Source organism: Ochrobactrum teleogrylli (assembly GCF_006376685.1).
Lineage (GTDB): Bacteria > Pseudomonadota > Alphaproteobacteria > Rhizobiales > Rhizobiaceae > Brucella > Brucella teleogrylli.
Genome location: NZ_VEWL01000001.1, coordinates 844,428 through 862,840, shown reverse-complemented (window position 1 = coordinate 862,840; position 18,413 = coordinate 844,428). Strand labels below are relative to the sequence as shown.

Here is an 18,413-nt window from a genome sequence, read left to right as displayed (position 1 = left end):
GTCAGTTCTGTGAAGCGCGGCGCAGCACGATCCAGTTATAAAACGCGCCGAAAGCCATCATCAGGCAGGTGCCGAGAAAAACGGCGCGCATCCCGAAATGGCCGCCGACAAAGCCGCCCGCCACCGGGCCTGCGACCTGTCCGACATATTGCGCCGAGACCGAATAGCCGAGTATGCCGCCAGCAACCCGGTCCGGCACATTGTGCCGGATGACGCTGGTGATGCAGGGCAGGAGGCCGCCCAGCGCCAGGCCCATCAGAAAGCGCAAGCCGATCAGTTGCCAGGCTTGTGTGACGAATGCCTGCGGGATCAGCAACAATGCGGAAATCGCCAGCGCACCGATGATGACATATCTGTGCCCGATGCGGTCGGCCAGTCGTCCGAGGCGCGATGAGGACAGGATGCTGCCCAAGGCTGCCGCCGCCATCACGACGCCGGAAATCAGCGTAACCTTGGTCTGGTCGTCCATCAGTTGTATGACATAGACAGTGATGATCGGTTCGATCGACATATTGGCGAACAGCAGCAGCATGCCCGTCACCAGCATGGCCAGGACAGGCTTTTTGTCGGGGATCGCTGCCCAGATGGATTCCGCCTTCTGTTCCTTGGTCGGTTTCGGCGGCTTGCGCTCTTCGCGGATCAGGAAAGTTGTGGCGAGGAAAGTCAGGAAGATCACACCGCCCGCCAGCCAGAAAGTGGCGCGAATGCCGATCAACGGCGGCAAAGCGCCGCCGAGCAGCGGCCCGGCCAGATTGCCCGCCATGATGCCCGCCGAAAGCGCGCCCAGCGCCCAGCCGGTCTTGTCTTTCGGGGTCTGCGTCGCGACGAGGATCATTGAGCCGGAGGAATAACCGCCCGCAATGCCGACGAACAGGCGTAGCGCGACCAGCTGCCAGACGCTCGTTACCATGCCGATCAGCGACATGGCGATGGCCATGCCGAGACTGGCGCGGATCAGCATCAGCTTGCGACCATAGCGGTCGCCAAGCTTGCCCCAGAGCGGCGCGACGAAGGCGGCGGCGAGAAAGGTTGCGCCATAGGCGATGCCGGACCATTGCACGATGGCCGCATGGTCGGACACGCCAAGCTGCTCCACATAAAGCGGCAGGAACGGAAGCAGAAGCGACATGGCCACAAGCGTGGTGAACGAACCGATGAGGCAAATGAGGAGGTTCTGTTTCCAGTAGCGCTCGTGGTTTTCCTCAGCCTGTTTCGGGCCAGCCAAAGGGCCAGTGGTGCCGTCTAAAGCGGCGGCGTCCCTGGCGGCAGCTTGGGTCGTACTCATGTCCTGTCCTGCGAATGAATGCGGATGCTTGAATGGGATTGTATTGTATTCCATTTTGGGATACCAAAACGGAATACATGCATGCGCCTGTTGCTTCGTCTTGTCAACTCCAGTCAGGAACAAGCATTCACGGTGTGGTGAACGAGAGCATTTCCAGCAAAAGTGCGTAGCGATTTTGCGTGGGATTATGCGTAAAACAATTGGTTAGAGCGGTTCCACGATTCCGTTTTAACTGGAACCGCTCCAGGAGACCGGTCGGCAATGTCACAGATGAGGCAAGTGGAAGAGCAACTCCGCGACATGATCCTGGGGCTTGAGCTTGGGCCGGGCGAACGCCTGACCGAGCGCTGGGTGGAGACGCAGTTCGCCGCCTCGCGCACGCCGATCCGCGCCGCGCTGTTGCGGTTGGAAGCCGAAGGGCTGGTCTGTCGGGAAGGGCGCGGCTGGACGGTTTCGCCGATCAATCTTGCTGAAATCGAGCAGATTGGCGTCTATCGCGAGGCGCTGGAAGTGGCGGCCATTCGTTTGACTGCGGCGCTTGATGGCCGCAGCGGCGTCGAGCCGATTGGCGCGATGCTGGACAGTTGCGACGCCGAAACCTCGCGGGAGGAATGGCATCGGGTCGGCATGGATTTCCACATCGAACTGGCGCGACTGTCGGGTAATGAGTTTTTGAGCCGTGGCGTGCGTGATGCGATGCAGCGCCTGTCACGAGCGCGCTGGCTGGAAGTGCGCGACGAAGCGGCCCTTGCCCGCGCATGGCGTGAGCATCACGCGATCCTTGATGCGGTGCGCGAAGGCGACGCCGACGAGGCGGCGAAGCTGTTGAGCGCGCATCTGGGCGGCAGCCGCGACCGTCTCGTCAGCAGTTTGCACGAGGATCGTCGCGGCCTGAAGGCGCGGGGATTTGCCGTTATCAGCGCTTGAGTTAGCGCCAATCCGGCAGTCTGTGTCCGCCGCGCGGGAGGCGGGAGGTGCGCCCTTCCATGAGGCCAAGGTCGCGCAGCAGATAGTCGGGCGAGTGTTCGCTGACGACATAGGGCGCTGGCTTGCGCTGAAACAGGCGGGTGAAAAGACGATACCAGCCTGTGGCGGCTTTACCGGCAGGGCCAGACGCAGCGCAAGCCCCTGCATGGTCTGGTGCATTGATCTCGATATTTTGCATGGTTCCGGCTTTGCTTTTGTGAACTGTGGGAGACAGTTCAGTTAAATTCTGCCTATAGATATGGCCGGAAAAGCTGTTGTTTTCCAATTGAACGTCGATTACCCTGCATAAGGAGGGCTTATGTATCATGGTGTCGTCGCTACCCCCTTTATCCGCTATTCGCGTCTTTGAATCCGCGTCCCGCCACGCAAGCTTTACCAAGGCTGCGGAAGAGCTTGGCATGACGCAGGCCGCCGTCAGCTATCAGATCAAGATGCTGGAGGAGCGGGTCGGCGCGCCCTTGTTTCTGCGCATGCCGCGACAAGTGAAACTGACCGAGCTTGGTGAGCGACTGGCGCCGTCCATTACAGAGGCTTTTGAAACGATGCGCACGGCTTTCGCCACGTTGCGGGAGGATGCGGAAGGCGTGCTCACGATCAGCTCGGTCGCCACTTTCGCCGCCAACTGGCTGGTTCAGCGCCTTGGTTCGTTCCAGATGGAGCACCCGCTTCTGGCGGTGCGGCTCGATACCAATGACCAGCTGATCGATTTCACCCAGAGCGAGGTCGATCTCGCCATCCGTACCGGCACCGGCCACTGGCCGGGGCTGGTCAGTCATGAGCTGATCAAGGCGCAGTTCACGCCCATGCTGAGCCCGAAACTTGCGGCAAGCATTGGCGGGGTGCGCGAGCCAGCCGACCTGTTGCGCCTGCCCGCCATCGATGCCAGCGATCCTTGGTGGCGGCTGTGGTTCGAAGCCGCTGGTGTTCCTGATCCGCAACTGCGGGGCAACACGCAGAACCGGCTGGGCGCGCAGCATCTGGAAGGGCGGGCGGCCACGGCGGGCCTCGGTATGGGTATCCTCACCCCTGCCTTTCACACGGCGGAAGTTGCGGCGGGTCTGTTGATCCAGCCTTTCGACCTCCTCTGCGATGATGGCCGTTCCTATTGGTTGGTCTATCCCGAATCCCGCCGTAACGTGCCGAAAATCCGGGCTTTTCGGGCATGGATCATGGGAGAAATTGGAAAATAACGCCTATCGGCAAAGATTTTTTTGCCCAAATGTCACATTCAGCGATGCTCGCTCGTCATGTCTTTCGAACCATCAAATCAAACCCGAAAGGAACGAGACCATGACTGCCACGCTGAACCCATTCAATGCTGCTCCTGCCCTGATGAAATCCTGGATGACCACCTCGCAAGCCGTCGCTGCCAGTCTGGAAGGGAGCCTGATCGAATTGGTCAAAATCCGCTCGTCGCAGATCAATGCCTGTGCAAACTGCATCAACATGCACACGATTGAAGCCCGCGCGCTGGGCGAAACCGAACAGCGCATTTATTTGCTCTCGGCCTGGCAGGAAGCGCCATGCTATTCTGAGCGGGAACGGGCGGCTCTTGGCTGGGTGGATGCGCTGACGCGTCTCTCGCAGGGGCATGATCTTGTCGAAGCGCGCAAGGCCCTGCAGGCGCAGTTTACGGAGGAGGAACAGGTGAATCTCACGCTGATGATCAATATTATCAACGGCTGGAACCGCATGGCCGTTGGCTTCGGCCTCTGGTTTGAACCAGCAGCGGCAAAGGCTCCGGCCCAAAAGACTGCTGAGGCGGTCGCCTGATGGCAGGGGGGGCGGCGCATGACGATGCAGCGGAGATTTTCGATCCGCTGCGTTCGAAACTGATCCGTGTCGCCTATCGCATGCTCGGCTCCGTCGCCGATGCGGAAGATATGGTGCAGGAGGCGTTCATCCGCTGGATGAACGCCGACCGCAGCGCGGTGCGCGAGCCGGAAGCTTTCCTGCGGCGCACGGTGACGCGGCTTTGTCTCGACCGGCTTAAATCCGGCCAGCGACAGCGCGAAACTTATTTCGGCCCGTGGATTCCAGATCCGGTGGTCGAGGAGGAAGAGGAAGACGACGATGTGACCCTGCCGTTGATGCTGGCGCTGGAGCGTCTTTCACCGCTGGAACGCGCGGCCTTTCTGCTGCACGATGTCTTCGGTCTCGACTTCGACGAAATAGCGAAAACAATTCAGCGCGATGCGGCGGCCTGCCGACAACTCGCGACCCGTGCGCGCAAGCATGTTCGCGAAGAACGACCGCGTTTTCAGGTCGATAGAGCGCGCGGGATTGAGCTGGCGCAGGCTTTCTTCACGGCATCGCGTAGCGGCGACATGAATGCGCTGGGCACCATGTTGGCCGCCGACGTGCATATGCATGCGGATGGCGGCGGAAAACGCCCGGCCTTCCCGAAGCCGATTTTCGGCTTTACCGATGTTATGGAAATTCACGAGAAGCTTGCCGGCTATTTCAGGGCCAATGGTTCAACGCTGGTGCGCACCACCTTCATCAATGGTCTGCCGGGCTTCATCTCGCTGGAATCGGATGGTCAGATCCAGACCACGGCGCTCGATATCGAAGACGGAAAGATTGCGGCGATCTATGTCGTCCGCAATCCCGACAAGTTGCAGCACCTGCACTGACCTGTGCTGCCGCTATCCGATCAGGTAGCGGCAGAGACCGGCAGCACCGATGCCGATGATCACGGTCGGCAGCATGGAAAAGCGCGTGGCGGCGAAAATGGTGATCGCCAGAGCCAGAAGATCGGCGGGCTTGTCGGAGACGAAATCCGGTGCGATCACCGATATCAGCACACAACCGGGCGCGGCTTCCATAACGGCGGTCGCGCGTTTGCTGAGTGTGCGATTGCGCAGCAGTACATATCCGCCGATGCGGGTCAGATAAGTGACGCTGGCCATCAAAACGATGGTGAGAACGGCTAACGGATCGATCATTCTTCACCTGCCAGAAGATAGGCGGCAACGAGGCCGGAGAGTGCACCGGCGGCGACATACCAAGCGCCGGGAATGGTGAGATAGGTAACGGCGGCGACGACAAGGCTGACCAGCCACGGGCGCGCTGCGGCGATGCCCTTCCACATGCCTGCCAGCAGCACCAGAAACACCGCCGGAAACGCCATGTCGAAACCATAGGGCCGCAAGTCGCCCATCATCGGGCCAAAGGCGGCGCCGAGCGTGGTGAAAAGCACCCATGCAATGTAGAACGGGATGGCGACACCGGCATAGAATTTGAGGCTCAGCGCCGGATTGACGCCCTTCGCCTGACGGCGCTTCGCATCGGCGAGGCCGAGCGCCCAGCTTTCATCGCACATCAGAAACAGGCTGGCGAAAGCCTTGCGCTTTGGCAGATGGCGGATGAAAGGCGCAAGGGCGGCGCCCATCAAAAGATGGCGGCTGTTGACCAGAAGCGTGATCGCGGCAATGAGCAAAACATGCGGCGGCGAGGTCCAGAGCTGGATCGCGGCAAATTCGGAGCCGCCCGCGAAATTCAGGCCCGTCATCAACGGCACTTCGAGGACGCTTAGGCCCTTTTGTGCAGCCTGCGCGCCCAGCACCAGAGCATAGGGAATAATGCCTAGCAAAACCGGTAGTCCGGCGGTGGCACCCCGACGGAATTCCGACGCCGGTTTGCTTTGCTGTGGCACATAGGCCTGTGAAATATCCATAAAACCGCCGTTGGCTGGCCTCGCGGCTGCCCCTTGTCTATTACCCCAGCATCTTTGCTTGAGAGCGAACGGCAATATAGCCAATGTCTTGAGCAATCGGATTGCAAAGATTGGCCGATTGCAGCAATATTTGGCAGTGAATGCCAACAATATCGGCATAAATGGAATTCGTGGCCAATGAAGCGCGGGGCGATATAGAAGCTATCCGATAAAGTGGCGGCAAAGACCGGCAGTGCCGATGCCGATCAGCACGGTCGGCAGCATGGAAAAGCGCGTGGCGGCGAGAACGGTAATCGCCAGCGCCAGAAGATCGGCGGGCCTGTCGGAGACGAAATCCGGTGCGATGACTGAAATCAGTACACAGCCGGGCGCGGCTTCCATCACCGCCATCGTCCGTTTGCTGAGTGTGCGATTACGCAGCAGTACATAGCCGCCGATGCGGGTCAGATAGGTGACGCTGGCCATCGCGATGATGGTGAGCAGGACTAAGGGGTCAATCATTCTGCACCTGCCAGAAGATAGGCTGCAACGAGGCCGGAAACTGCGCCAGCGGCGACATACCATGCGCCTGGAATGGTGAGGTAGGTGACTGCGGCGACGGCGAGGCTGACGAACCACGGACGCGCTGCTTTAAAGCCTTTCCACATGCCTGCGAGCAGCACCAGAAAGACCGCTGGAAACGCCATGTCGAAGCCATAGGGGCGGAGATCCCCCACCATCGGTCCGAGGACAGCGCCCAACGTGGCGGCGGACAGCCATGCCACGTAGAATGGGATGGCAACGCCCATATAAAATTTCAGGCTCAGCGCCGGGTTGACGTCCTTAGACTGGCGGTGCTTCGCATCGGCTAGACCAAGCGCCCAGCTTTCATCGCACATCAGGAACAGGCTGATGAAGGCCGTGCGCTTCGGCAAATGGCTGATGAAGGGCGCAAGGGCGGCACCCATCAGCAGATGGCGGCTGTTGACCAGAAAGGTAATCGCCGCGATGAGCAGGACATGCGGTGGCGACGTCCAGAGCCGGATTGCCGAAAACTCCGAACCGCCCGCGAAGTTCATGCCGGCCATCAACATGACGGACAACAGGCTGAGGCCTTTGTGTACAGCCTGCGCGCCCATAACCATGGCATAGGGAAAAGCACCCAGCAGAACCGGAAGCACGGCAATGGCTCCGCGGCGGAATTCTGACCTTCTAATTTGATGGCTGCTAAATGTGCTTTCTTGAGATGCATAGAACGGTGGAGTATCCATAAAAATCCCGTTGGCTGGCCTCGCGGCTGCCCCTTATCCGGGTGGTTTCCAGTCCAGACACAGCTGCTGGAACCACTTGATCTCTTTCTTGCTTTGCGCGGCAAACTGGCCGCTTCATAACCTTTGCCGGAAATTCGCGCATGCGGTGCGCTGATCTGGAAGTACTCGATAATTTAATCAATATCTTGAGCGATTACCTTGTAGGAGCTAGTATATGGCATCAATATTTGGCAGAAAATGCCAATAGTTTGGGTGTAAATGAAATCGGTGGCCCATGAAGCTGGATGAGATCGACAAGCGGATATTGCGTGTGCTGCAACGCGACGGGCGCATCGCCAATAATGATCTGGCGCGCGAGGTCGGACTGTCGCCGTCGCCGTGTCTGCGGCGGGTGAAGCTTCTGGAAGAGGCGGGCGTGATCGACCGCTATGTTGCGGTGCTTAATCCGGCCAAGATCGGCAAGGGGCTGACCTTCTTCACTCGCATCCGGCTGGACAGGCAGGATGAGGAAACGCTTCAGGAGTTTGCGCGCGAAATATTGAAGCTGCCGCAAGTGCTGGAATGTTATTTCATGCTGGGCGATTACGATGCGATGATCCGCGTGGTCGCGGCGGATATCGAGGAATATCGGCGTTTCCAGTCGGAATATCTAAGCCGCATCAAAGGCGTGCAGAACCTGAAGACCGACGTTCCGAGCCAGACGGTCAAGCAGACTTCGGCGATGCCGCTTTAGGCGTTCCGGGAAGCGCGAGCAGGCTCACAAGCGCTATGGCCGAAAGAGTCGCTCCGGCGAGGAAGGTTGACGACGAGCCATAGGCTTCCCATAGCCAGCCAGCGCCGACATTGCCCGCCAGCATGACAAAGCCGGTGATCACATTGAAGATGCCGAAGGCGGTGCCTTTGAGATGCGGGGGTGCGGTATCGGCGATAAGCGTCGCCAGAATGCCTTGTGAAAAGCCCATATGCAGGCCCCACAGGACAATACCCGCCAGAAACGGATAGATCGTCGTTGAATGAGCGATCACCAGATCGGCGGCAACGAGAAAGCCGAGGCTTGCGGCGAGCAGGCCCTTGCGGCCCATCCGGTCCGACAGGCTGCCGACGGGATAGGCGGTCAGCCCATAGACGGCATGCATGACGACCATGGTGATTGGCACCCAGGCGGCGGCGAAACCGGCTTCTTGCGCCTTGAGCAGCAGAAATGCTTCGCTGAACCGGGCCAGCGTCGGGACCGACGCGACGGCGATGACGATCCAGACGGCGGTGTTCACCATCATCGCGGATGCGCCCAATCCCGCCACCAGATAAAGCGGCAGCAGCGTCTGCACCATTTCGGATGAAATATCCATCAACAGGCTGACAACGCCCAGAACCCACACGGTTGAGGGGATTGCGTGCGTCTTGTCGGTGGAAGCTGAACCTGTCGCCATGCAGAAAATCCGAACCTGTCGAAGGATTATGTGTCTGATAGCACGGGTTGATGAAATATGAGCGCTGTGCTCACATTATTTGAGATAGGCGCGAACGACGTCCACAAGTTCGCCAGCGCCTTCGTCGCGCTCTTTCTGCGGCAGATCACCATCGGCGACATGCATGAGAATATGATCCTCGATCACCTCGGCCATCAGCCCGTTCACCGCGCCGCGCACTCCGGCAATCACCTGCATGACTTCAGAGCAGCCCTTTTCCTCCTCAAGCATCCGCTCCACACCTTCAAGCTGCCCGCGAATGCGGCGCACGCGGTTGATAAGCTTCTGCTTTTCGCGGATGGTATGGGTCATGGGGACTCCTGATTTTGCGATATGTCAGGCGGGGCGGACTTCCACCTCCACCGTCACATGCGACAAATCGTGTATCGCTGCAAGCTTCTTGCGGTAATAGGACGGCGCCTTTGGCGTGGCCGTGACAATCGACACGATGGCACCGTGATGGCCCGGCCCAAGCTGCCAGACATGTAGATCGGCGATTTCGCCGCCTTCCTTCTCAATGATTTCACTGATCTCTTCGGGGAGGTCCTCGCCTTCAGGGATGTAATCGAGAAGCGTCGCGCCCGCATCGCGAATGAGGCCCCAGGACCAGCGCGCAATCACCAAGGCACCGACAATGCCAATGGCCGGATCGAGCCAGAGCCAGCCGTAAAGACTGCCGAGAAGAAGGGCGGCAATCGCCAGCACCGAAGTCAATGCATCCGCCAGCACATGGATATAGGCAGCGCGCAAGTTCTGGTCGTGACCGCTTTCGTGGTGATGGGCGTGGTCATGTCCGTGGTGGTGATGCGCGTGATCGTCTTTCAACAGCCAGGCGCAGACGAGATTGACCGCGAGGCCGAGGCAGGCAATCAGAATGGCTTCATGGAAGTTGATGGCGACCGGGGCGCTGAAACGCTGGAAACTTTCCCAGCCGATCAGCAGCGCAATCAGTGCTAGAACGATGGCGCTGGCAAAGCCCGCCAGATCGCCGAGCTTGCCGGTGCCGAAGGTAAAGCGCGGATTGTTGGCGTGCTTGCGGGCATAGAGATAGGCGAGTGCTGCGATGAGCATCGCTGCTGCATGGGTGGACATGTGCCAGCCATCGGCAACCAGCGCCATGGAACCATAAAGGTTCCCGGCAACGATCTCGATCACCATCATTGCGGCGGTAATGGCGATTACCATCCACGTGCGCCGCTCGTTGCGCTGGTGGTTGTCACCCAGAAACACATGGTCGTGCCGCGCTTCCAGCTGACGTTCATACGGATGATGCGTGCCCATATCGCCGCCTCCTATAAAATAGGGGGGTATACTATTTTTGACGGTTCGACAAGAAGTGGAATCGGATGTTTCAAATGATGGGAATTAATCTCGATCAGTTCGCACTGCTTTGAGACGGACGGGAAAATGCCAAAAAACCTGCACCTTTGGAGGTAGGTTTTACGCCTGTTTATGGAGGGTTTCGTCCGTTTTGCCGGAATATTCAGCGGGGCATGATCGGCTAAGATCAGAAACGTAGTCTTGGGGCAAAGCGTTCGAAACGACGAATTTCCACGTAATGGCGAGCGGCGTTTCGGGTTTTCAATCTGCGCATCGTGCTTTGCAAAACTCCGCACTGGTTTTCTGGCCGATGTTCAACTGCATTTCCGGCAAAAGCGCGCGGCGCTTGATGCTGGCGATGCGTCGAAACAGACAGACGGAGCGGAGGGACTTATGTCGACAGAACAACAAAACAGGCATTCACCACGCAATCGTGCGCGACGCCATTTTTTAGGAGTGGCGGGCGCTGCTGCCGCAAAGGCCGCCGCGCTTGGCGCTTTGGCGTCGTCTCTCACAACGCCAGCCGGCGCCTTGGGGACGAAATGGTGGGAGGATGGCGGTGGTGACGGCGGCGGTGGCACCAACTGCCTTTTGAAAGGCACGCTGGTTGAAACAATGAGCGGACCCGTTGCCGTGGAAAACCTGGCCGTTGGCGATCTTGTCGTGACCGCCAATTGCAAGGTGGTGCCGGTGAAATGGATCGGCTGGCAGCGCTACAGAAAGGGCGGTGCGGAATGGGGCGAGGAAGTGATGCCGATCCGTATTGCACGTCACGCGCTCGACCGCATGACGCCGCGACGCGATCTTTATCTGTCGCCCAACCATGCGCTTTTCATCGATGGCGTTTTGATCCGCGCCAAGGATCTCGTCAACGGGCGTTCCATCACGCGTGTGCCGATGGAGCAAGCAATCGACTACTACAATATTCTGCTCGACAGCCATGAAGCGATATTCGCCGAAGGGGCTGCGGTGGAGACCTATCTGCTGCTGGGCGACAGCTATAAGAGCTTCATGAACTTCGCCGAATATCAGGAGCTTTATACCGACGAGCCGAACATCGTGATGCAGCCCTTCGCGCCGATCATGGGCTATGAGGGCGGACGCGAACATATGCGCGCCTTGTTGTGCCTGAGCGGTGTTCTGCCGATGCGCGATGTGGTGGAGGAAACCTATCAGCGTCTGGCTTTGAGGGCCGGGGAGCAAATAGTGTAAGGGGAGCGGTCTGCAAAAATGCAGGTCGAAGAAAGGCGAGGCGCCAAATGGCGCCTCGCCTTCATTTCATATCCGATCCATCAGCGCATACCATGACAGCGCAAGGAAGAGCAGCGGCGCGCGGAATGTGCGCCCGCCGGGGAAGGCGGGAATGCGCAGTTCTTCGAACAGTCTCAGTTTGTCGCGCTTGCCGGAAATGGTGTCGGCATAAAGCTTGCCCATGAAATTCGCCAGCATCACACCATGGCCGGAATAACCGCCTGCCGAAATGACGCCGGGCATCACTTCGCGGACAAAAGGCTGGCGCGGCATGGTTATGCCGACCGAGCCGCCCCAGGCATGGGTGATCTCGACATTGCCGAGTGCGGGATAGATTTCAGCGATCTGGCGGCGGATATGCGTGCTGATCTCACGCGGATTATCCGCCGTATAGGCTTCGCGACCGCCGAACAACAGTCGCCCATCTTTCGAGCGGCGGAAATAGCGGACCACAAAGCGGGAATCGTCGACGGACTCGCCGCCCGGTATCACTGGGCTTTCGTCGCCCAGCGGCACCGTCGCCCCGATGAAGGAGCGGATCGGCATGACATGCGATGCGCTGGTCGGTTCCAGCGTTCCACCATAGGCATTGACCGCGATGAAGGCATGTTTCGCAACAATCGTGCCTTTTGTGGTCGGCACTTCCACGCGTCCGCTGGACGTGCTTATCCCCGTTGCCCTGGTGTTTTCATAAAGCTGCGCACCCGCCGCTTTCGCCGCCTTGGCCGTGCCGATGAGCAACTTCAGCGGATGGATGTGGCCGGTGCCCGCATCATAAACGCCCCCGTGATAGCGGCTCGACCCTAACAGAGAGGCGGTTTCATCGCGGGTGACAAAACGCAAATGCGGATAGTGGAAGCGGCTCTGCATCAGTTCCGCATGGCGCTCATATTGCTTGAGATAGCGCGGCTTGTGCACGACGGAGATCTGTCCGGGGACATAGTCCATGTCGATCTGATGTTCGCTCGCAAAGGCGAGCAGATAGGCTTTCGCTTCTTCGGCCACATCGAACAGGGCCTTGGCGCGCTCGAAGCCATATTCGGCTTCAAGGTCTTCTGCCCATGTGCGCTGACCGGTGCCGAACTGGCCGCCATTGCGCCCCGACGCGCCATCGCCGAAGCGTTCGGCCTCGATCAGAACCACATCTGCGCCCTGTTTCGCCAGATGATAAGCAGCCGAAAGCCCCGTATAGCCGCCGCCGATGATAACAACATCGGCCTGCCGCGAACCGTCAAGTTCCGGATATTCTGGCCGCTCGGGCACACTGGCTTCGTACCACGAAAGGCCGGGGGAGATTGGGGACTGGTGGGGCATCGGCGATTCCGCGCTTTAAGGAAGTAGGGGAATAGGGGAGTAAGGGAATAAGGGAATAAGGGAATAAGGGAGTGTGTTAGCCGTCCGATAGCTTGCGAATGAGAAGCCTAAGTAATTTTCCAATACTCTCACTCTTCGCCATGATCGGATCGATAGTGTCTTGTTTGATGAATCCCAATCTCTCAGCAATCAGTATATGGGTTTCCACTTCTTTCAACGAACCTTGCGCGATACGCAAAAAGTTCTGGTAGGCGCCACGTGTATCCCGCCCGTAACCTTCCGCTATATTCGCCGGAATTGATACTGCTGCGCGACGCACCTGACTTGTCAGCCCATAGACCTCTTCTTTTGGCCACATCTCCGTCGATTTATAGATTGCCGTTACCAGCTCCATTGCCTGCTGCCACGCAAGAATATCGCGATAAGAATTGATTGCCATATCTATGCCCCCGCATATTTTCTACTCCCCTACTCCCCTACTCCCCTACTCCCCTACTCCCCTACTCCCCTAACCTACACATTAAGCAACAGGAACTCGCGTTCCCACGGGCTGATGACTTCCATGAAGGTTTCGAACTCGGCGCGCTTGATGGCGGCATAGGTCGTGACGAAGGAGCTGCCGATCAGATTGCGCAGTTCGTCGTCCTTTTCGAACAGTTCTACGGCGTCGATCAGGCCGCGCGGCAGCTCCACTTCCTTGGTGTTGACGCTGGTGGTGGCGGGCTGTTCCGCCTCGATCTTGTTGACGAGACCGATCAGGCCGCAGGCAAGCGAAGCTGCCAGCGCAAGATAGGGATTGGCGTCGGAGGAGGGGATGCGGTTTTCCACGCGGCGCGCATTGGGGTCGGAGCGCGGCACGCGGAAGGCCGTGGTGCGGTTGTCATAGCCCCATTTAACGTTGACCGGCGCGGAAGCGTCCGGCGTCAGGCGGCGATAGGAATTTACATAGGGCGCGAACATCACCAGAGCATTCGGCACATGGCGCTGCATGCCGCCGATGAAGTGGCGGAAGGCTTCGCTTTCGCTACCGTCTTCGTTGGTGAAAATGTTGCGGCCTGTTTTCTTGTCGACGATCGACTGGTGGATATGCATCGCCGAGCCCGGCTGGCCCTGAATGGGCTTGGCCATGAAGGTGGCATACATGTCGTGCTTGAGCGCCGCCTCGCGGATCGTGCGCTTGAACATGAAAACCTGATCGGCCAGTTCGACAGGATCGCCATGGCGCAGGTTGATTTCCAGCTGACCGGCGCCTTCTTCGTGGATCAGCGTGTCGATCTCCAGACCCTGACCCTCGGAGAAATGGTAGATATCGTCGATCAGTTCGTCGAACTCGTTGACGCCCGCAATCGAATAGCCCTGTCCGCCGCCAATGGCGCGGCCCGAGCGACCGACCGGCGGGGTCAGCGGATAATCCGGGTCGGGGTTTTTGCGCACCAGATAGAATTCGATTTCCGGCGCAACAACCGGCTTCAACCCGCGCTTGTTGTATGCGGCGACGACATTGCGCAGCACATTACGCGGGGTGAATTCGACCAAGCGTCCGTCCTGATAGACCAGATCGCAGATTACCTGCGCCGTCGGGTCAGATTCCCACGGAACCGCCGACAGGGTGGAGAGGTCGGGCAACAGTCTGAGATCGCCATCGTCTTCGGGATAGTGGAAGCCGTAGCCGTCTTCCGGGTAATCGCCGGAAATCGTCGTCATGAAGACGGCGGAAGGCAGGGCCAGCGATGTGTTGGAAGTGAACTTCTTGGACGGCATCATCTTGCCGCGCGCGACCCCCGCCTGATCGGGGGTGATGCATTCGATGTCTTCGATATCCCGCCAGGCCAGCCATTCGGTTGCCTGCTTCCAGTTCTTCACCCCACGCAGGGATTTGACATAGGCAGGCGTACGGCGACGCGGCGCACGCGTAACCTTCTTTTCCGTCGTATCAGCAGACATCCATCACCAGAAAATGATTTCGATGGGTGCATGATAGCTGCGTCGGCTGTGGTTGACAAATGGGGCCAGCAGGCTTTTTTGGGAGCCGGAAAACGGGTCCGGCTGGCAGCGTTGTGGTGGTCTTAAAGGCCGAACCGCGCCTTCAATTTCCGAAAATGCTCTTTGATCTCGTCCGCGAGGAGGTCGTCCAGTTCCCGAATGTGACTGAGGGCATGCAAGCCGACATGCCTGATCTGCTCCATGGTCAGACCGCTTGCTTTCAGCGCGGCGAGCCCCTTCAGCAATGCGCCGATTCTCTCGCCCGCAAGATTGCCGGCAGCATTGGCGATCCAGCTGAACAAGCCGCCTTCCGCGTTTTTGGCCATGACGTCATTGGCGTTGGCCAGTTCTTCCGCGCCTGGAATTTTGTCGAAAAGGCGTGTCGCCAGATCCGGTCTTTCGTGTTGAACGACGGAAAACATGATCCCTGCAACGCGTTCGGCGACCGCAGAGTCGATGCCGGTCTTCAATGCGACGCTATCGATGATGGACTGGACGGACATTTTATCCTGCGTGATCCGGACGGTGTTGAATGCCCAGAATGATCAGGATCGTTGCGGCTTTCTACGGTCAGAAAAGACAGGAGCACGCAGGAGCACCGGACCGCAACTGTTCTGTCCTTGACGCCCGGGTGATGAGGGGCTGATGCGATTGCCGTTACCATTGAGGCCAAGCTGCGGGGAGCCTTGGGAACAGGTAATCCGCCGGACCTCCCGCATCCTGGCAATTACCTGCTGACGCGAGAAGCTTGGGCTGATGCCCAAGCTCCATCTGTGAGTTCTTACTTAAATGGGCACCACTTGCCGAAAGGTGTTACGATGCAAATAATGCTCTTGGCCTGGCCGTCCGCGGAAAGCTGGCTCTGAGCATCCTGAAGAGGGCTTGCATAAGATTGCCCAGCAGTAGCAGCCATGGTTGCAAGTGCAAGTGTCGTGTATACAAAATATTTCTTCATAATATAGATCCTAATGTTAATTTTAAAATTAAATGTTAATTAATGCATCTAGAGTTAAGCACAATGTTTTTCGATTTATACATTCCAATAATGAATTATTTTTTTGCAAGATATTTCATATTCGTTTGAAATTGATCTTATTGGCATGCTTTGTCAAAAAAGCACGGCGTCAATAACGATTGGGTGCGGCCTGAAATTTCTGCGTAAATATGTGGCGCTGTCTGGAACGCCCGGTGTTCTTCCCTTCGCGAGCGTCAGCATGTCGTCTGACTGATATGGGATAGAATAAAGAAAAATCTGCGGGAGGCGTTGGCGGAGGACGTTCATGCGCTACCCGCAGACAATCGACCTCTTTATAGTTCCGATTTGCGGGGCGAGCATAACTCTCGGCTATCAACGCATATGGGAAGCTTGAGATCTGCGGAATTTGGGTTCGATACTTGCTGCGCTTTTAACGCGTCAGCATTCGCATCTTTAACAAACGAATATTTTTGCCCGAAAGCCAGTGCTATAAGCGCCGTCGCCAGAAATATGAGAAGTGAATTCATAGGAATATCCTTATGCTTATTGGGTGCCACTTGCGTTTATGAATACCAGCATTCGAGATGGAGAAATCCCTTCTCGTAGAAGCAAAACAAATCGTTGATAAGGCCGCGCACCGCTTGATCCGGGCGCAAATCAGCACTCATTGCACTGGCGGCGGAATAGTTTGCTTCGGAAATTAAAGCGCTTGAAACAATTGAAAGAATGAAGATATACTTACTCATATTTTTCTCCTTTTCGCTATATTGCGCTTTTATTGAAAACACAGAATTTATTTTACTTCGATATCCAATATAGAATTAAATTTATATTCACAATTATTCAAATTTCGATAAATGCAGTATTTATTGAAATAGCGTCTGTCGACTGTCTGTTTTTCTTTTCCGGCGCAAAAAAATCCCCGGCTGGAGGGGGCAGCCGGGGTGGAGTTCAGGCAAGGAAGGCATGGGACAGAGAGCCGGTCAAAGCCTTTTGAAGGCGTTGGCCGGGGTGGGATTGCTGCCGCCGCCACCGGCATGAAGAATAGTTATGGTGGCGACGGCGATTGTCAGGATCGGCATCATTTTTCGTGGGTGACGATGAGGGGGATCAAGAGTTCGCCCCAGTTACCGCCGCCATTCCCGTGTTGCCGAAGGCACACAAAATAAAAGAACATGGTGGCGACGGCGATTGTCAGGATCGGCATCATTTTTCGTGAGTGACGATGACGGGGATCAAGAGATCACCCCAGTTACCGTCGCCACCATGATGCCGGGCGGAGCGGACCAGTTCCACCGAGACGCCTGCCTCGACCGCCTTCATGACGGTGTAGTTGAGGCGATGCAGATCGTTGGCGAGCATGCGGATAACGGTCTGCTGATCCGTGGTCATGCTTGACGATTGTTCTTCTGCTCTTTCCTTGACGCGTGCTGGCGAATTCATGGAACTGTTCCTCCTATTGGTCGCCGGGCTGTTATTCAGCAGCCGGTCTGAACTGTGCTGTTTCAGTCGATTCCTTCATGGCGGTGGTCGAAGACTGGCCGCCGGTGATTGCAAGTGACACGGCATCGAAATAGCCGGTGCCGACTTCGCGCTGATGCTTGGTTGCGGTGTAGCCGTTGGCTTCGGCTGCGAATTCCGCCTGTTGCAGTTCGGAATAGGCTGCCATCTGCCGGTCCTTGTAGCCGCGCGCCAGTTCGAACATGCCGAAGTTGAGCTGGTGGAAACCGGCCAGCGTGATGAACTGGAACTTGTAGCCCATCGCGCCCAGCTCGCGCTGGAACTTGGCAATCGTGGCGTCGTCGAGGTTCTTCTTCCAGTTGAACGACGGCGAGCAGTTATAGGCGAGCTTCTTGCCCGGATGCGCCTTGTGCACGGCTTCCGCGAAGCGACGAGCCTGTTCGAGATCTGGCTTGGATGTTTCCATCCAGATCAGATCGCAATAAGGCGCATAGGCAATCGCACGGGCGATACATGGCTCGATGCCGTTCTTCACCTGATAAAAGCCTTCCGCCGTGCGGCCTGCGTCGTAATCGACGAAGGGCCGGTCGCGCTCGTCGATGTCCGAGGTCAGAAGCTTGGCAGCTTCCGCATCCGTGCGGGCGATGACCAGCGTGGCCGTGCCCATCACATCTGCCGCAAGGCGCGCCGCGTTGAGGTTACGGATATGCGCTGCCGTCGGGATCAAAACCTTGCCGCCAAGATGGCCGCACTTCTTTTCCGAAGCGAGCTGGTCTTCATAATGCACGCCTGCTGCACCGGCCTCGATGAAAGCTTTCATGATTTCAAAAGCGTTCAGTGGTCCGCCAAAGCCTGCTTCGGCATCGGCGACGATCGGGGCAAACCAGGTGTCGACCGAAAGTCCCTTGCCTTCGGCGGTTTCGATCTGGTCGGCGCGCTGCAAGGTCTTGTTGATGCGCTTGGCCAGTTCCGGGGCCGCATTGGCCGGGTAGAGAGACTGGTCCGGATACATGGCCGAGGCGGTGTTGGCATCCGCCGCAACCTGCCAGCCGGAGAGGTAGATCGCCTTCAGTCCGGCGCGAACCATCTGCATGGCCTGATTGCCGGAAAGCGCGCCCAGCGCGTTGACGAAATCTTCCTCATGGATCAGCTTCCAGAGGCGGTTCGCGCCCATTTCAGCCAGCGAATACTTGATCTCCACCGAACCGCGCAGCCTTTTTACATCTTCGGCCGTATGCGCACGTTCGATACCGTCGAAACGACCCTTGGGCGCCGAAGGAATAAGGCTGTAAAAATCTGTCATTTCGGTGTCTCCTCACACTTATCACTGGTTTTTCAAGAGCGGTTGGTCGCTGCTCTTTCTGTGACTGAATTTACATTCGCAGTCGGTGGGACGCTAGAAAAAGCAGCAAATACGCCTGATAATTGAAGTTAAGCT

At 57.7% G+C, this 18,413-nt stretch carries 22 protein-coding genes; 6 read left to right on the top strand and 16 right to left on the bottom strand.

Annotated features, from left to right (window positions below; translation table 11 throughout):
- Position 1 precedes the first annotated feature (1 nt).
- Entirely contained in the window at positions 2–1,285 is a 1,284-nt protein-coding gene (locus tag FIC94_RS03835; protein ID WP_140023968.1) for a multidrug efflux MFS transporter, read from the bottom strand.
- A 261-nt stretch (positions 1,286–1,546) separates the two neighbouring features.
- Here FIC94_RS03835 and FIC94_RS03830 point away from each other — a divergent pair, with 261 nt between their 5' ends.
- Positions 1,547–2,212: a GntR family transcriptional regulator gene (locus FIC94_RS03830; protein WP_140023967.1), complete on the top strand. Its 666-nt coding sequence runs from the start codon at positions 1,547–1,549 to the stop codon at positions 2,210–2,212.
- Position 2,213: 1 nt separating this feature from the next.
- Here the strand turns inward: FIC94_RS03830 and FIC94_RS03825 are convergent, their stop codons facing one another.
- Complete coding sequence (locus tag FIC94_RS03825; RefSeq protein WP_140023966.1) at positions 2,214–2,450, bottom strand: hypothetical protein; 237 nt, start codon at positions 2,448–2,450, stop codon at positions 2,214–2,216.
- A 127-nt stretch (positions 2,451–2,577) separates the two neighbouring features.
- Here FIC94_RS03825 and FIC94_RS03820 point away from each other — a divergent pair, with 127 nt between their 5' ends.
- From FIC94_RS03820 to FIC94_RS03810, 3 genes are all read left to right on the top strand, one after another.
- Positions 2,578–3,462, top strand: a complete 885-nt coding sequence (locus tag FIC94_RS03820; protein ID WP_140023965.1) for a LysR substrate-binding domain-containing protein — start codon at positions 2,578–2,580, stop codon at positions 3,460–3,462.
- Between the two features lie 100 nt (positions 3,463–3,562).
- Positions 3,563–4,045 (top strand): carboxymuconolactone decarboxylase family protein, encoded by a 483-nt coding sequence (locus tag FIC94_RS03815; protein ID WP_109367028.1) that lies wholly within the window; start codon positions 3,563–3,565, stop codon positions 4,043–4,045.
- Positions 4,045–4,908, top strand: a complete 864-nt coding sequence (locus FIC94_RS03810; RefSeq protein WP_140023964.1) for a sigma-70 family RNA polymerase sigma factor — start codon at positions 4,045–4,047, stop codon at positions 4,906–4,908. Before FIC94_RS03815 ends, FIC94_RS03810 begins: the two co-directional genes overlap by 1 nt.
- 12 nt (positions 4,909–4,920) lie before the next feature.
- Here FIC94_RS03810 and FIC94_RS03805 read toward each other — a convergent pair whose 3' ends face one another.
- From FIC94_RS03805 to FIC94_RS03790, 4 genes are all read right to left on the bottom strand, one after another.
- The gene (locus FIC94_RS03805) at positions 4,921–5,220 is read right to left on the bottom strand and encodes an AzlD family protein (protein ID WP_109367030.1); all 300 of its coding nucleotides are present in this window, start codon (positions 5,218–5,220) and stop codon (positions 4,921–4,923) included.
- Positions 5,217–5,951, bottom strand: a complete 735-nt coding sequence (locus FIC94_RS03800; RefSeq protein ID WP_140023963.1) for an AzlC family ABC transporter permease — start codon at positions 5,949–5,951, stop codon at positions 5,217–5,219. The genes FIC94_RS03805 and FIC94_RS03800 overlap by 4 nt, the downstream gene beginning before the upstream one ends.
- Before the next feature lie 201 nt (positions 5,952–6,152).
- Positions 6,153–6,452 carry an AzlD family protein gene (locus FIC94_RS03795; RefSeq protein WP_140023962.1) on the bottom strand — a complete coding sequence of 100 codons (300 nt, stop codon included), beginning with the start codon at positions 6,450–6,452 and terminating at the stop codon, positions 6,153–6,155.
- Positions 6,449–7,201 carry an AzlC family ABC transporter permease gene (locus FIC94_RS03790; RefSeq protein ID WP_140023961.1) on the bottom strand — a complete coding sequence of 251 codons (753 nt, stop codon included), beginning with the start codon at positions 7,199–7,201 and terminating at the stop codon, positions 6,449–6,451. Before FIC94_RS03790 ends, FIC94_RS03795 begins: the two co-directional genes overlap by 4 nt.
- 274 nt (positions 7,202–7,475) lie before the next feature.
- On the opposite strand from FIC94_RS03790, the gene FIC94_RS03785 reads away from it, so the two are divergent.
- Positions 7,476–7,934 (top strand): Lrp/AsnC family transcriptional regulator, encoded by a 459-nt coding sequence (locus tag FIC94_RS03785; protein WP_109367034.1) that lies wholly within the window; start codon positions 7,476–7,478, stop codon positions 7,932–7,934.
- On the opposite strand, the gene FIC94_RS03780 is transcribed toward FIC94_RS03785, so the two are convergent.
- From FIC94_RS03780 to dmeF, 3 genes are all read right to left on the bottom strand, one after another.
- The gene (locus tag FIC94_RS03780) at positions 7,906–8,631 is read right to left on the bottom strand and encodes an MFS transporter (RefSeq protein WP_140023960.1); all 726 of its coding nucleotides are present in this window, start codon (positions 8,629–8,631) and stop codon (positions 7,906–7,908) included. The two genes, FIC94_RS03785 and FIC94_RS03780, sit on opposite strands and share 29 nt — an antisense overlap.
- A gap of 75 nt (positions 8,632–8,706) precedes the next feature.
- Positions 8,707–8,982 carry a metal/formaldehyde-sensitive transcriptional repressor gene (locus FIC94_RS03775; protein WP_078339803.1) on the bottom strand — a complete coding sequence of 92 codons (276 nt, stop codon included), beginning with the start codon at positions 8,980–8,982 and terminating at the stop codon, positions 8,707–8,709.
- A 24-nt stretch (positions 8,983–9,006) separates the two neighbouring features.
- Positions 9,007–9,951 carry a CDF family Co(II)/Ni(II) efflux transporter DmeF gene (gene dmeF, locus FIC94_RS03770; RefSeq protein WP_140023959.1) on the bottom strand — a complete coding sequence of 315 codons (945 nt, stop codon included), beginning with the start codon at positions 9,949–9,951 and terminating at the stop codon, positions 9,007–9,009.
- 432 nt (positions 9,952–10,383) lie between these two features.
- Here dmeF and FIC94_RS03765 point away from each other — a divergent pair, with 432 nt between their 5' ends.
- The gene (locus FIC94_RS03765) at positions 10,384–11,202 is read left to right on the top strand and encodes a Hint domain-containing protein (protein WP_140023958.1); all 819 of its coding nucleotides are present in this window, start codon (positions 10,384–10,386) and stop codon (positions 11,200–11,202) included.
- Between the two features lie 66 nt (positions 11,203–11,268).
- Here FIC94_RS03765 and FIC94_RS03760 read toward each other — a convergent pair whose 3' ends face one another.
- The 7 genes from FIC94_RS03760 to aceA form a co-directional block, all read right to left on the bottom strand.
- Positions 11,269–12,555, bottom strand: coding sequence for an NAD(P)/FAD-dependent oxidoreductase (locus tag FIC94_RS03760; RefSeq protein WP_140023957.1), 1,287 nt, complete (start codon positions 12,553–12,555; stop codon positions 11,269–11,271).
- 76 nt (positions 12,556–12,631) lie between these two features.
- Positions 12,632–12,994, bottom strand: a complete 363-nt coding sequence (locus FIC94_RS03755) for a four helix bundle protein (protein ID WP_109367039.1) — start codon at positions 12,992–12,994, stop codon at positions 12,632–12,634.
- A 74-nt stretch (positions 12,995–13,068) separates the two neighbouring features.
- A complete protein-coding gene (locus FIC94_RS03750; RefSeq protein ID WP_109367040.1) occupies positions 13,069–14,499 on the bottom strand; it encodes a glutamine synthetase family protein in 1,431 nt (476 codons plus the stop codon).
- 122 nt (positions 14,500–14,621) lie between these two features.
- A complete protein-coding gene (locus FIC94_RS03745; RefSeq protein WP_140023956.1) occupies positions 14,622–15,041 on the bottom strand; it encodes a DUF2267 domain-containing protein in 420 nt (139 codons plus the stop codon).
- Positions 15,042–16,077: 1,036 nt separating this feature from the next.
- Positions 16,078–16,260, bottom strand: a complete 183-nt coding sequence (locus tag FIC94_RS03740; protein ID WP_140023955.1) for a hypothetical protein — start codon at positions 16,258–16,260, stop codon at positions 16,078–16,080.
- A 460-nt stretch (positions 16,261–16,720) separates the two neighbouring features.
- Entirely contained in the window at positions 16,721–16,957 is a 237-nt protein-coding gene (locus FIC94_RS03735) for an SMc00767 family acetate metabolism repressor (RefSeq protein WP_006473055.1), read from the bottom strand.
- A gap of 31 nt (positions 16,958–16,988) precedes the next feature.
- The gene (aceA, locus tag FIC94_RS03730) at positions 16,989–18,278 is read right to left on the bottom strand and encodes an isocitrate lyase (RefSeq protein WP_140023954.1); all 1,290 of its coding nucleotides are present in this window, start codon (positions 18,276–18,278) and stop codon (positions 16,989–16,991) included.
- Positions 18,279–18,413 lie beyond the last annotated feature (135 nt).

Coding starts and splice junctions, on each gene's coding strand:
- FIC94_RS03775 (WP_078339803.1), bottom strand. CDS start 8,982: ATGACCCATACCATCCGCGAAAAGCAGAAGCTTATCAACCGCGTGCGC.
- FIC94_RS03735 (WP_006473055.1), bottom strand. CDS start 16,957: ATGAATTCGCCAGCACGCGTCAAGGAAAGAGCAGAAGAACAATCGTCA.
- FIC94_RS03800 (WP_140023963.1), bottom strand. CDS start 5,951: ATGGATATTTCACAGGCCTATGTGCCACAGCAAAGCAAACCGGCGTCG.
- FIC94_RS03755 (WP_109367039.1), bottom strand. CDS start 12,994: ATGGCAATCAATTCTTATCGCGATATTCTTGCGTGGCAGCAGGCAATG.
- FIC94_RS03815 (WP_109367028.1), top strand. CDS start 3,563: ATGACTGCCACGCTGAACCCATTCAATGCTGCTCCTGCCCTGATGAAA.
- FIC94_RS03830 (WP_140023967.1), top strand. CDS start 1,547: ATGTCACAGATGAGGCAAGTGGAAGAGCAACTCCGCGACATGATCCTG.
- FIC94_RS03835 (WP_140023968.1), bottom strand. CDS start 1,285: ATGAGTACGACCCAAGCTGCCGCCAGGGACGCCGCCGCTTTAGACGGC.
- FIC94_RS03780 (WP_140023960.1), bottom strand. CDS start 8,631: ATGGCGACAGGTTCAGCTTCCACCGACAAGACGCACGCAATCCCCTCA.
- aceA (WP_140023954.1), bottom strand. CDS start 18,278: ATGACAGATTTTTACAGCCTTATTCCTTCGGCGCCCAAGGGTCGTTTC.
- FIC94_RS03750 (WP_109367040.1), bottom strand. CDS start 14,499: ATGTCTGCTGATACGACGGAAAAGAAGGTTACGCGTGCGCCGCGTCGC.
- FIC94_RS03740 (WP_140023955.1), bottom strand. CDS start 16,260: ATGAGTAAGTATATCTTCATTCTTTCAATTGTTTCAAGCGCTTTAATT.
- FIC94_RS03795 (WP_140023962.1), bottom strand. CDS start 6,452: ATGATTGACCCCTTAGTCCTGCTCACCATCATCGCGATGGCCAGCGTC.
- FIC94_RS03805 (WP_109367030.1), bottom strand. CDS start 5,220: ATGATCGATCCGTTAGCCGTTCTCACCATCGTTTTGATGGCCAGCGTC.
- FIC94_RS03825 (WP_140023966.1), bottom strand. CDS start 2,450: ATGCAAAATATCGAGATCAATGCACCAGACCATGCAGGGGCTTGCGCT.
- FIC94_RS03765 (WP_140023958.1), top strand. CDS start 10,384: ATGTCGACAGAACAACAAAACAGGCATTCACCACGCAATCGTGCGCGA.
- FIC94_RS03820 (WP_140023965.1), top strand. CDS start 2,578: ATGGTGTCGTCGCTACCCCCTTTATCCGCTATTCGCGTCTTTGAATCC.
- dmeF (WP_140023959.1), bottom strand. CDS start 9,951: ATGGGCACGCATCATCCGTATGAACGTCAGCTGGAAGCGCGGCACGAC.
- FIC94_RS03810 (WP_140023964.1), top strand. CDS start 4,045: ATGGCAGGGGGGGCGGCGCATGACGATGCAGCGGAGATTTTCGATCCG.
- FIC94_RS03785 (WP_109367034.1), top strand. CDS start 7,476: ATGAAGCTGGATGAGATCGACAAGCGGATATTGCGTGTGCTGCAACGC.
- FIC94_RS03790 (WP_140023961.1), bottom strand. CDS start 7,201: ATGGATACTCCACCGTTCTATGCATCTCAAGAAAGCACATTTAGCAGC.
- FIC94_RS03745 (WP_140023956.1), bottom strand. CDS start 15,041: ATGTCCGTCCAGTCCATCATCGATAGCGTCGCATTGAAGACCGGCATC.
- FIC94_RS03760 (WP_140023957.1), bottom strand. CDS start 12,555: ATGCCCCACCAGTCCCCAATCTCCCCCGGCCTTTCGTGGTACGAAGCC.